The following is a 12,146-nucleotide window of genomic DNA, read 5'->3' on the forward strand; positions in this document are numbered from 1 at the left end:
GCGGCGGCGGGCCAGCGGCATCCGCTCCTCGTGCGGTGAGCGGCGCGAACGGTGCGACGAGCGGCGGGTGCGGGGCGGCGCCGGTCGGAGGCAAGGCGGCGCCGGCGGGGTGGTCCAGGGAGGTGATGCCGGGGCGGGAGGACTGCGGGGCCGCGATCGGTCCTCCGTCCGCGGGATCTCCTCCGTCCGCGGGATCTCCTCCGCCGCGGGTTCCGCCCTGCCCGGGAATCGACCCTCGTGGGAGAACGACGGATGCCGCGGTGTCGAGGGGGTGCGGAACACCGCACGCCCGACGTACGTTGCTGTGGACACCGACGACAGGAGACGCCGATGGCCGATGAACTGACCGTGACCCGCAACGAGGACGAGCGCCGCTACGAGATCCACGTGGGTGACGAACTCGGCGGGTTCCTCGCGTTCCGCCCCGCGGGCGAGGACCGCCTCAACCTCCCCCACACGGAGATCGACCCGGCGTTCAAGGGCCGCGGCCTCGGAACGGCGTTGGCGAGCGAAGCGCTGAGCGACCTCGCGCGTCGCGGCGGCACCGTCATCCCCTCCTGCCCCTTCGTGGCGCACTACCTGCGTGAGCACGACGTGCCCGGTCTGGTCGTCGAGTGGCCGAACGACGCCGACGCGGCCGATTCGGCGGGGCCCGGCGAACCGTCGTGACCCGACTCGACGTCGCGCCCCCGGCATCCGAGGGTCCGGTCGACTGCGACGGGCCGCGGGCGCTCGTGGTGGAGGCGCGCGAGGTGCCGCTCGGCGGCGTGCGCGGCATGGAGGTGCACCGCACCCTCCCGCACCGGGCGCTGCCCATGGTGGGCGCCTGGTGCTTCCTCGACCGCTTCGGTCCGCAGGACACCCTCATGCGCGTCGAACCGCACCCGCACATCGGCCTGCAGACGGTGACCTGGCCGATCGTCGGCGAGGTACGGCATCGGGATGCCGTGGGCAGCGACGTCGTGGTGCGCCCCGGCGCCCTCAACCTCATGACGAGCGGTGCGGGGATCGCCCACTCGGAGTACTCGGTGGGCGAACAGCCGATCCCGCTCGACGCCCTGCAGCTGTGGGTCGCGCTGCCCGAAGCCCGGCGCCACGGCGACGCGGACTTCGAGCGGCACGAGGATCTGCCGGTACTCGATCTGGGCGAGGGCGCCGACGCGGTCGTCGTCCTGGGTTCCCTGGGCGCGGTGGAATCTCCCGCGACGGTCCACACGCCGATCGTCGGCGCGGAGGTGCGTCTGCCGGCCGGCGTCGTCGCCCGTGTGCCGCTCCGTCCCGAGTGGGAGTATGCCGTCTACGGCATGGTCGGCACCGCCGAGACCGTGACCGGAATGGATGTCACGGACGCCGACGCCGCGCGCCGCCCCTCACCGGCGAAGGAGCCGGGCACGACGGCATCCGTCGACCACACGCGTCTGCTCTACCTCGGCAAGGGCCGAGACCACCTCGAACTTCGCAGCGACGAGGGCGCACGCGTGTTCCTGCTGGGCGGCGAGCCGTTCGAAGCCGACATCGTGATGTGGTGGAACTTCGTCGGTCGCTCGCACGACGAGATCGTCGAGGCCCGAGAGGCGTGGGAGGCGCGCAGCGCCCGCTTCGGCTCCGTCGTCGATCACGGTCCCGAGCGCATCCCGGCGCCGCCGCTGCCGGCGGTGCGGCTCACCGCGCGACGGCGACGGGCCTGATCCGCTCGTCCTGAGATGTGCCGCGGCGCGACCCGCGTGGGCGCGCCGCGAGTCGTGCCCACGCGTGCACGAGCACGGCCGCGATCGCTCCCCCGAATGCCCACGTCGCGAGCGCGCCGGTCCAGCCCGTGACGAAGAAGCCGAAGAGAACGGCGGCGGTCGACAGCACGACCAGAGCGAGCACTGTCAGCACCGCGAGCAGTACGGCACGCGTCGGATGCCGCGTGAACGCGCGCGGTCCGCTGAGGGGCGTGGCCTGCGCGTTCCCCGCCGGCGAGGCCGACACGAGCGCGACGAGCAGTGCGGGGACGAGGGTGGCGGGCGACACGATCGCCAGAGCACCCACCACGACGATCGAGACGACGACCGCGGCGAGCGCGCGGAGCACGCGCGGGCGGCGCCCACCGATGGTGCCGACGAGCGCGATCAGCGCGGTGGCCGCGGCCACGAGCGCCACCACCGACGCCGCGAGCAGACCGAGGAACGCGGGGGATGCCGCGGGTGTCACGCCGGGCGCGACGCACAGCGCCTGCACCATCGCGTTCGCCAGGACGACCGCTCCGACCAGGGCTGCGCGCTTCACGGCGTGACCCCCGCGGCCTGATCGATCACGGCGCTGACACTGCCGGTGAACGCCGTGTCGGAGCCGACAGTGATCGTGAAGCTGTCGGGGTCGGAAGACGGCGACGTGGCGGCGATGGCGTCACCGGCGGTCGTCGTCCCGGCGCACGAGATCGCCCCGTCGGGCGCGCGTGTGCACGTGGGCGCCTGCTCGAGGTCGACGCCCTTCTGGTGGAGCACGTCGATCGTGGCGAAGCGCACCTCGGCGAGGTGATTGCCGCCGACCGGGGCGATCGCGGCCACCTGCGAGCACCCGGCCGCGGCGAGCACGGCCACGAGGGGGAGCACGGCGAGGGGGCGCCTCACAGCCCCCGCTCCTTCTCGTAGGCGAGGATCCGCGCGCGCTCGGCGACGTGCTGGGCCTCGAGCTGCAGGTCGGTGATGACCCCGAGATCGAACGGCGCGGGCAGCAGCAACTCGGTGTTGCGATCGAGCGGAGAGCCGCGTCGCATGAGCGGGGTCTCGGCCCAGTCGTTGGCGGCGAGCTCACGGCTGCGGCTCGCGAGGTCGGCGACCGAACCCGAGGAGCCGGGGACGGCGGGTGAAGCGTGGTCGAGCACGGTGGTGAACAGCGAGAGCGTGCCGTCGCGGTTGTCGACGAGTTCGACGACTTGCTGCTGCTGCGGGAAGTCGATGCACGATGCCGTCGTGATCTCCCAGAAGCCGCCTGTGGCGCGGGTGTGGGCGAGGATCTGATTGAGGTGCGTATGGCCGTTGAGCCACCCGACGACCACCGGGAACTCCAGCAGCATCGCCACGAACTCCTCGGCGCCGTAGAGCTTCTCGTCGGCACCGGGCCGGCTCGCGCGGTTCTCGAGCGTGAGGCTGTTGTGGTGGCTGAAGATCAGTGCCAGCACCTGGTCGCGCTGCGCGATCTCGAGCTGGGCGCGCAGCCACCGCATCTGCGACTCGGGCACCGCACCGTCGGGTCCGGCCACGGCATTGCACGTGTCGAGCCCGAACGCGCGCACCCGCGGGCTGAGGTCGGCCTGCCACCACGTCTCGCCCGAGGCGAGGTTGTGAGCGGTGAACCCGTGACCGACCGGGCCGGGGGTCGACTCGGTGCGGAAATGCTCCGCCATGAACTCGCGCTGCGCGAACAGATACCGGTCGGGATTGGCGGCGACGTCCCGGAAGCCCGGCCCCCCGGATGCCAGCCCCAGGGCCGCCAGCGCCTGCGAGAGGACGCTCGTGCTCGCAGCCCACCCCTCCAGCGCCGTGCTCGCCGTGGCATCCAGGGTGTACGACTTCCGCGCGCCGACCGCGAGGGAGCGCAGCTGCGGGCTGATGTCGAACGTTCCGAGCAACAGCGTGTCGTGGTTGCCGTACACCGCATACCAGGGCGCGGGGAGACCGACCGACTCGACCTTCGCGTCGATCGCCTGCGCGAGCAAGTCGGGCAGCCGCGGGAAGCCGTAGTCGCCGAAGGCTCCGCCGCGGGGGTCGCCGGGGCGGTACGCCCACGTCGCTTCGCTCCACGCCTGCACGCCCTGCCACTCGGCGCCGCCGGTGGCGGGATCGACCGGAAGGCCGTCCATGAGGTCGATGTACCAGCGCAGCTCGAGGTGCGAATGCATGTCGGCGCTGTCGCCCGTGACGATCGCCGCGCTCATCGGCGCTCCCGTGAGCGGACTGTAGCGAGCGTCGGAGAAGGCCTGCACCATCGCTGCGGTCGCGTGCGGGCTGAGCGGATCCTGGGGGTGGAAGGCCGAACCCCACGCGGAGTGGTCCTGCACGATCATCGGTTCGATGCGGCCGGGAGACTGCGCCTCGATGACGTGGAGGTCGGAGAGGTGCCCGAGGTACAGCAGCGACCGGCGCGAGGCGGTGCGCCCGGCCGCCGGTGACCGCCTCAGCACGTCGAGGCGCGGCACGTACGGCTCGCCCGGACCGGTGGTCAGGGCACGATACCTCCCCGAGAGGATCGATCCCTGGCGAATCGTCTGGAGCAGTGTCGTGGGGGCGTCCTGCGCCGGCGTTGCGGCGCGGGCCAGCTCGGGCGCGAGCACGTCGAGGCTCAGCCCCGTCGAGGCGGCGGCGGCGACGGCGGCGTGCAAGAACTGGCGGCGGGACAGACCGGTCACGTGATCATCCGTTCGGGCGGAGAAGTGAGACGAATCTAGCGCCCGGCGGGTCGTCGCGTCGATGTCCGCGGCACCGGTCGCGGGTCCGGCGGAACACGAGGAGCCGACGCGGACGAAGGTCGTCCGGGTGCCGTGCACCGTCTCCCCCGCACAGCACTGCGGCGCCCGAGCCGAAGCCCGGGCGCCGCAGTGATCCGACGGTGACTACCGCAGCACGATGAACGCGCTGCTCGCGCTCGAGGGCTGGACGGTGGTGCTGCCGCCGTAGGTGACCTTGACCACCTTGGCGCCGCGCGTCTGCGGATCGAGGGTGACCGTCGCGCTGCCGTTCTGCAGCGTGGCGGGATAGTCCTTGCCCGCCACCGTCACGACCACGTCGCCCGTCGCCGCGGGGCCGCCCGCGGGCCGGATCTTCACGTTGACCTTGTACGTGTCGGTGGTGCGCCCGACCCAGGGGCTCACCGTCACCTCCGTGCGCGAGCTGACGACGGATGCCACACCCGCGCTGTCGGCCGTGCCCGAGAGCCCGGTGGTCGGCGACGTCGCGGTCACCCGCACGCTCAGCACACGACCGAGATCGGCGCGCTGCACGCGGTAGGTCTGCGCCGTCGCGCCCGAGATGGGCTCGCCGTCACGGAGCCACTGGTACGTCGTGGTCACGTCGGCGGGATCCCACGTGCCGGGGGTGGCGCGCAGGGTCCGGTTGATCGCGACCGTGCCCGACACGGTGGGGGCCTCGACGACGACAGGCGCCGCCTCACCCGAGTCCACCGTGAGGACGGTCTGCACCGCGGACTCGCCGTAGGTCACCACGCCGAGGTAACGGGTCTGGGGAGCCAGGCCCTGCCACGACAGGTCGTACGTCGTCTCGACGCCCTGCTGCACGGTGAGCGGGTTCGGCGTCGCCGTGAGCTGGCCCTCGCCGCCGGGGGCGACGTTCGCGTACGTCATGTCCCACGTGAACGGCGCGGTGAACGAGTACACGTTCGCCTCGACGAGGTACGTACCCGGCGTGGGGTTCGACAGAGACACCCGCTCGTCGGCCGAGGCCGTCGCCGAGGTGAACCGCTCGTAGTACCGCAGGTCGTCGGGGCTGACGACACGCGAGACGAAGAGGTCGAGGTCGCTACCGGCGTCGTCGGAGGAGTCGAGGTCGAAGCGCGAGAGCGTCGTGCCCTCGGGCACCTCCACGACCCACCGGACGTAACCGTCGGCGTCACCGGAGTCCTGGTCGCCGGAGTGTCCCTCGACGGGGTTGTCCGGGTCGGTCAGCAGCGTCTCGGCCGTCAGGCCCGCCAGGGTGAGCGGCAGTTCACCGCTGATACCGGGCAGGATCTCGACGTTCGTGGTGCCCGACAGGCCCGTGCCCGACACCTCGGCGGGCGCCTCGGCGGTCGTCGGTCGGATCGTGATCGGCGAGCGCACCTGCGTGTCACCGCTCGTCCAGGTGAGGAAGCCCGTCGACCACTGCTCGGCGGCGGCGGTCGTGCGGGTGAAGGTCACCGTGAACGACTTCTCCTCGCCCGCCGCGGCGAACTCCAGCGTCGACGGCTCGACGACGGCATCCACTCCGGGAACGTCGATGGATGCCGAGAAGGAGCCGGCCTGCGTCGAGGTCACCGTGCGGGTGATCGTCTGGGGCTTCGCCAGCGAACCGATCGAGATCGACGCGAGGTTGAGGTCGCTGCCGTCGATCGGCGCGACGCCGAAGTCGTACAGGCCCTTGCCCTGGAGGAAGGCCGCCCAGTCGGCGGAGCCGTTCAGGTACAACAGGCCCGGGTCGAAGTACTTCGTGGGATCGACGTGTCCGGCGCCCTGGGCGAACGGATCCTCAGCGGGGGCACCCTCGGCGTCGACGGTGTCGTACGCGGTGGTCATCATCGCCGACTTGACCTCGGCGGGGGTGGCCAGCGGTCGCTCCCCGAGGTACAGCGCGGCGAGACCGGCGACGTGCGGCGACGACATCGAGGTTCCCGAGAGGAACTCGAACGCGGGGTCGGCGCCGGGGGCGTTGGCGGCCGCCGCGAGGATCGCGACGCCGGGCGCCGAGATGTCGGGCTTGAGGATGTCGCTGCCGTCGGCCAGCATCGGGCCGCGGCTCGAGAAGCCCGCGACCTGCGGGGTGGGGGTCACCTCGTCGGTGATGTTCTCGCCGATGAGCGTGGCCGTGGCATCCGGGGTCTCCCGCACGTAGGCCAGCAGCGCGTCACGGTACCGGGCGTCGAGATGCACGGTCGGCACGGCGTGGAAGTCGTTGTCGACCGAGGCGGGGGTGACGTTGACGAGGATCATGCCCACGCCCCCGGCGTCCTCGACGGCCTGCGACTTCTCGACACGCGCGTTCTGCCCGCGGTCGCACACGACGATCTTTCCCGCGGCTTGCGCGGGGTCGAGCGAACCGAGCAGGCACAGGGTAGCGTTCGCCGGATCGATTCCGGATGCCGCGATGTCGCCGGCATAGACCACGGGAGCCGTGACGGTCTGACCTGCGGGAACCGAGATGGAGGCACCGGCGGCCTCGAAGCCGTTCCCCAGGGTCACCGTGCCCTCGTAGGTCGGGATCGTGGATGCCGCGACCGTGGTGTACCAGGGCGACGCGTGGTCGGCCGTCGAGGCGTCGGGGCCGGAGTTGCCCGCCGAGACGGCGACGAAGACGCCGGCGGCTGCGGCGTTGAAGAACGCCTGGTCCTCGAGGGCGAAGGTGGAGCTGGCAGCTCCTCCGCCGATCGAGTAGTTGATGACGTCGACGTTGTCGTCGACGGCGGCGTTGATCGCGCCGAGCAGGTCGCTCAGGGCGCAGACGTCATCCGTCGTCACGAGCGGGTCGGGGCCGGCCCAGCACGCTTTGTAGGCGGCGACCTTGGCCGCGGGGGCGACGCCGGAGATGGCGCCGAAGTCGACGCCCTCCACGTTCGCGTCCACGCCCGTGTTGCCGGCCGCGGTGCTGGCCGTGTGCGAGCCGTGGGTGTCGCCGTCGCGGGGCGAGACGTAATCGGCCTCGAACGTGAAGCCGGTGGCGGCCGCGCCCTGGTCGAAGTACCGTGCGCCGACGAGCTTCGTGGAGTAGTCGGAGAGCGACCAGCCGTTGCCCTCAGCGACTCGGGGCGAACGGAAGTCGGAGCCATCGGCCTTGCGGTATACGACGTCGTTGCCGTCGAGGTAGGGCTCGGCGCCCGCGGTGGTTCCCAGCGGTTCGCCCGCGAACGCGGGGTTCTCCGGGGCGATGCCGGTGTCGATCACGCCGACGACGGTGCCCGCGCCCGCGGCGTCGACGCCGCCGACGCGCTGCCAGACGCCGTCGTCACCCTCGAGACCGAGGAACTCGGTGGAGGGAACGGCGTGCGGGTGGCGGATCTCGTCGGGGACGACCTTCTGCACGCCCTCGGTCGCGGCGAGCTTCGCCGCCTGGTTGGGATCCATCGAGGCGCTGAAGCCGTTGACCGCGACCGTGTACGTGTTGTCAGGGCGGACTCCGGCCTCGTCGGCGACGTCCTGCTGGCGCTGCTCGAGGAAGGCCGAGTACTCGCGCGCCGCCGGGGAGTCCGGGTCGAGCTTCGCATCCTCGGACTTGGTGGCTTCCAGGCCGGCTTCTCCGCCGCCGTACGTGGCGACGGGGGCTTCGTCGAGCACGACGATGTAGCGGCCCGTGGCCGACTCGATGGGGGTGGGGGGTGTCACCCCCGCGCCCACGTCAGCGGCCTGTACGGCTGTGGCTCCGGTGGCGGTGAACAGTCCGGCCAGGGTGATGGCCGCGACCGAACGCAGGGTTCGACCCATAGTGCGCTCCAAACGGGGGGATGAATGAGCGAATTGCGCGGCATCATTGGCGCGCGTTGCACAAACATAACGCAGAGGGGATTGATCACCAACGCTCAGTTTGGACGGCGTCTGAAAACCGTCGGGATCGCGCGCCCTCCGCGGTACCGAGGCGGGGCCGCGTCGCTCCGTCGACGGCGACCCGCGGCCCTAGACTGCGACGAAACCCGAGGAGGAGCCGCCATGCCCCGGCGTCGTCGCACCGTCGCGCAGCACGCCCGCCTGCGTTCCCCTCATCCACTCGGCCAACTCGCCACCCTCATCGCCGTGGCGGCGGTCGTCGCCGTCGTATCGGCGATCGGCGTCGCCTCGTACACCGCGTACGACCTCACGTCGGAGTTCGTCGACGAGGCCGTCGCCGTCGAGAACCAGCCTCCGGTGCCGCCCGACCTCGGCCGACTCGAGGGCGGCGTCAACATGATGGTCGTGGGCATCGACGCATGCGAAGAGAACCTCATCGCCCTCTTCGGCGAGCGCTGCGAGGGGCCCGACTCCGAGGGGCGCCTCAACGACGTCAACATCCTCGTGCACATCTCGGACGCCCCGCGAAAGGTCACGGTGGTGTCGTTCCCGCGCGACCTGATGTTCGAGGCGCCCGCGTGCGACACCTCGGACGGCGGCCGCTTCGACGGCGGGTATCTGCAGATCAACGAGCTTTACACCTACGGCGGCTTGTCGTGCGTGATCACGGCGATCTCCGATATGAGCGGCCAGCAGATCCAATTCGGCGCGATGGTCACCTTCGGCGGGGTGATCGAGATCACCAACGCGATCGGCGGCGTCGAGATCTGCCTCGCCAGCGACATGCGCGACGAGAACACGGGCATCGACTGGGCCGCGGGGCCCCGCACCATCCAGGGCGTGGAAGCTCTGCAGTTCCTCCGCACCCGCTACGGCGTGGGCGGCAGCGACCTCGCCCGCGTGAGCAACCAGCAGCAGTACATGTCGCGGCTCGCCCGCAAGCTCGTCAGCGAGGAGGTGCTGTCGAATCCGGCGACGCTGTTCCGCCTGGCATCCACGGGCTTGCGCAATGTCACCCCCACGCAGAGCCTCACCAATCCCCTGACGCTCGTGCAGGTCGCCCAGGCGGTCAAGGACGTGCCCTTCGAAGACATCGTCTTCGTGCAGTACCCCACGGTGACGGCCAGTTCGGATGCCAACCGCGTCGCGCCCGATTGGGATGCCGCGGAGGTGCTCTGGGATGCGCTCGCGGCCAATCAGGCGATCGAGATCACCGGCGACGTCGCCGTCAACGGCGGCACCGTCGTCGCCGATCCGACACCGTCGCCCGAGGAATCGGCGACGGGCGAGACCCCGCCCGCCGAGGAGGTCGAGCCGGGCACCGTCGATCCCTCGACCGGGGCGGTCGCCCTGCCGCCCTCGATCAGCGGATCCAGCGCGGCGCAGCAGACCTGCAGCGCCGGCGTCGTCAACTGACCCCGGCGGATCCGCACGCACGGAGGCTGCGGCCGGCTCAGCGTCCCCCGCAGATGCGGGCGGGCGGATGCCGGGGCTCCCGGCATCCACCCGATCAATACGTCGGCGCCGCCGGCAGGCCGAAGAACTCCTCCAGAGTGGTGTACCCGCCCTCGTGGTAGGCGCGGGCGAGCTCGCGACCGATGTAGCGCTGGTGCCATGCCTCGGGCAAGTATCCGCTGACGCTCTCACGGCCCTCGGCGTAGCGCGTGATGAAGCCGTACTCCCACGCGTGATCCCGCACCCACGCCCCCTGCGGTGACGAGGCGATGTCGTCGAGGGTCCCGCAGGAGCCGTCGCACGGAACGATGTCGACGGCCAGCCCCGTCTGATGCTCGCTGTAGCCCGCGCGGGCGCTCTCGCGATCGGCCTCCTCGACCCCGCCCACATCCACGCGGCCGGCGTAGGTCGACTGCTGCGTCGAGTACGAGCGGAACGCGCTGAGGAATCCGATCTCGCCCGCCCCCGCGTCGGATGCGGCCCGCACCAACTCGGTCAGGGCGCTCGCGGGAGCGGAGCGCAGCGCCGACTCCTCGAGGGCTCGGACGTTCTGCGGCATGACGAGATCGCCGGCGCGGTAGTCGAGCGGGTCGAGGGGGCGCTGCTTGTTGACGACGACCCACTCGCGGTTCGGATCCGACAGCGAGACGCACGGAGCGATTCCGGATGCCACCGCGGCGCGGAAGGCGTCTCCCCCGCCGGCGGCGGAGATGGCGGCCTCGTCGTCTCCCGAGGCGAGGGCCGCGGTGAAGGCGGGATCGTCGCACGGGGTGGCGGTCGCCGGGACGGCCGCGAGCTGCGGGACCGGGAGGCCCTCTGCGGGGACGGCCGGCGGGCCCTGGAACGCCGGCGCCGTGTCGACGGTCGCGGTTCGAGCCGCCTCTTCGCCCCCGCCCGCGGAGGCTGCGGCGCCGATCGCGACGGCTCCCGTCGCCACGACCAGCAACGCGACCGCGAGAACACCCGCGCGACGGCGGCGCATGGCGAGTGTGCCGCCTCGAACGGCGAGGAGGCCCCGGATGCCGACCTGCGTGCGGGCGGGACGGGCTTCGCTCTCCGCGCGGAGCCGACGGCGCGTCGCCGGCTCGACCGGGAGCGTGATCGCGTGTGCCGCCGTCGCGAGTCGCTCGGCCTCCGCGCGCGCGGCGCGGCGGGGAGAACGCTCGGGATCGGGGGGTATCACTCGACCCATTCTCTCGCCGGATCCTGAAAGCGGCGTGACCCCGCCCCGAACCCCGCGCACTGTTCCCCTCAGGAGTGGTTGCGCTTGCGCTTCATTAGAACATGTGTTCGACTGGGCCGATGAGGTGGCAAGGTCAGCAATTGGGCGTCGACGACGCGGCCGCGCTTCCCGGCATGGAGCGTATGGACGGTCTGGTGCGGTCGGTGACCACACCCGAGTTCGCGGGGATGACCTTCCACGAGGTGATGGCCAAGAGCGCTCTCAATCGCGTGCCCGGCGCCTCGGCGATGCCGTTCGACTGGACGGTGAACCCCTATCGGGGCTGCGGTCATCAGTGCACGTATTGCTTCGCTCGGAAGACGCACGAATACCTCGACCTCGACTACGGCGCAGATTTCGATTCGCAGATCGTGGTGAAGATCAATGTCGCCGATGTGCTGCGCACCGAACTCCGTCGCGGGTCGTGGGCACGCGAACCCGTCATGCTCGGCACGAACACCGACCCCTACCAGCGCGCCGAGGGGCGGTACCGCCTCATGCCCGACATCGTCGGGGCGCTGACCGAGAACGGCACGCCGTTCTCGATCCTCACGAAGGGCACCCTGCTGCGTCGCGACCTGCCGCTGCTGACCGACGCCTCGCGCGAGGTGAAAGTCACCCTCGCGATGTCGATCGCCGTCTTCGACGACGCCCTGCAGAACTCGTTCGAGCCCGGCACGCCCAGCGCAGAGGCACGCCTCGACACGGTGCGTGCGGCGACGGCCGCGGGCTTCCGCGTGACGGTCTTCCTCATGCCCATCCTGCCGCACCTCACCGACTCCATCGCCGCGCTCGACGACGCCCTCGCGCGGATCCGCGCCGCGGGCGCGGCCCGCGTCGTCTACGGAGCCTTGCACCTCCGCCCGGGAGCGAAGCAGTGGTTCCTGCAGTGGCTGGAACGAGAGCACCCGCACCTCGTCTCGTCATACCGCGGGCTGTACCCCGGCGTCTCCACGACCGCGCCGAAGGCCTACCGCACGTGGCTCGGCAAGCGCATGCGCCCGCTCCTGCGGATGCATCGGCTCGACGGCTGGGACGAAGACGAGCACCCGCGTGGTCGTCCGCAGCCGGGACTCGCCGCCCGCCCGACAGCGAGCAGCGACCTGGGACCGATCCGCAGCACGAGGGTCACGACGACATCCTCCCGACCGCTGGTCGTGCCCGCGAGCGAGCCCACGCTGTTCTGAACACCCCGAGCAATCCGGTCCCGGATGCTCGAAACCCCCGCCGCGAATACGA

At 71.5% G+C, this 12,146-nt stretch carries 9 protein-coding genes; 4 read left to right on the plus strand and 5 right to left on the minus strand.

Annotated features, from left to right (window positions below):
- The first annotated feature begins 330 nt into the window (after nucleotides 1–330).
- Together FHS07_RS04600 and FHS07_RS04605 are read left to right on the plus strand one after the other, a co-directional pair.
- On the plus strand, nucleotides 331–669 hold the full coding sequence (locus FHS07_RS04600) for a GNAT family N-acetyltransferase (RefSeq protein ID WP_183418677.1): 339 nt from the start codon (nucleotides 331–333) through the stop codon (nucleotides 667–669).
- On the plus strand, nucleotides 666–1,688 hold the full coding sequence (locus FHS07_RS04605) for a pirin family protein (RefSeq protein WP_183418678.1): 1,023 nt from the start codon (nucleotides 666–668) through the stop codon (nucleotides 1,686–1,688). The genes FHS07_RS04600 and FHS07_RS04605 overlap by 4 nt, the downstream gene beginning before the upstream one ends.
- Here the strand turns inward: FHS07_RS04605 and FHS07_RS04610 are convergent.
- From FHS07_RS04610 to FHS07_RS04625, 4 genes are all read right to left on the minus strand, one after another.
- On the minus strand, nucleotides 1,663–2,271 hold the full coding sequence (locus FHS07_RS04610; RefSeq protein WP_183418679.1) for a hypothetical protein: 609 nt from the start codon (nucleotides 2,269–2,271) through the stop codon (nucleotides 1,663–1,665). The genes FHS07_RS04605 and FHS07_RS04610 overlap by 26 nt on opposite strands.
- Nucleotides 2,268–2,615 carry a hypothetical protein gene (locus tag FHS07_RS04615; RefSeq protein ID WP_183418680.1) on the minus strand — a complete coding sequence of 116 codons (348 nt, stop codon included), beginning with the start codon at nucleotides 2,613–2,615 and terminating at the stop codon, nucleotides 2,268–2,270. Before FHS07_RS04615 ends, FHS07_RS04610 begins: the two co-directional genes overlap by 4 nt.
- Nucleotides 2,612–4,393, minus strand: coding sequence for a TIGR03767 family metallophosphoesterase (locus FHS07_RS04620; protein WP_183418681.1), 1,782 nt, complete (start codon nucleotides 4,391–4,393; stop codon nucleotides 2,612–2,614). The genes FHS07_RS04615 and FHS07_RS04620 overlap by 4 nt, the downstream gene beginning before the upstream one ends.
- A gap of 204 nt (nucleotides 4,394–4,597) precedes the next feature.
- On the minus strand, nucleotides 4,598–8,170 hold the full coding sequence (locus tag FHS07_RS04625; protein ID WP_183418682.1) for a S8 family serine peptidase: 3,573 nt from the start codon (nucleotides 8,168–8,170) through the stop codon (nucleotides 4,598–4,600).
- Nucleotides 8,171–8,392: 222 nt separating this feature from the next.
- Here FHS07_RS04625 and FHS07_RS04630 point away from each other — a divergent pair, with 222 nt between their 5' ends.
- Nucleotides 8,393–9,646, plus strand: coding sequence for an LCP family protein (locus FHS07_RS04630; protein WP_183418683.1), 1,254 nt, complete (start codon nucleotides 8,393–8,395; stop codon nucleotides 9,644–9,646).
- A 94-nt stretch (nucleotides 9,647–9,740) separates the two neighbouring features.
- On the opposite strand, the gene FHS07_RS16795 is transcribed toward FHS07_RS04630, so the two are convergent.
- A complete protein-coding gene (locus FHS07_RS16795) occupies nucleotides 9,741–10,868 on the minus strand; it encodes a D-alanyl-D-alanine carboxypeptidase family protein (RefSeq protein WP_183418684.1) in 1,128 nt (375 codons plus the stop codon).
- A 119-nt stretch (nucleotides 10,869–10,987) separates the two neighbouring features.
- Here FHS07_RS16795 and FHS07_RS04640 point away from each other — a divergent pair, with 119 nt between their 5' ends.
- Nucleotides 10,988–12,094 carry an Rv2578c family radical SAM protein gene (locus FHS07_RS04640; protein ID WP_183418685.1) on the plus strand — a complete coding sequence of 369 codons (1,107 nt, stop codon included), beginning with the start codon at nucleotides 10,988–10,990 and terminating at the stop codon, nucleotides 12,092–12,094.
- The last annotated feature ends 52 nt before the right edge of the window (nucleotides 12,095–12,146 follow it).

The sequence above is a fragment of the Microbacterium proteolyticum genome, from assembly GCF_014192415.1.
In the GTDB taxonomy this organism is placed as follows: Bacteria; Actinomycetota; Actinomycetes; order Actinomycetales; family Microbacteriaceae; genus Microbacterium; species Microbacterium proteolyticum.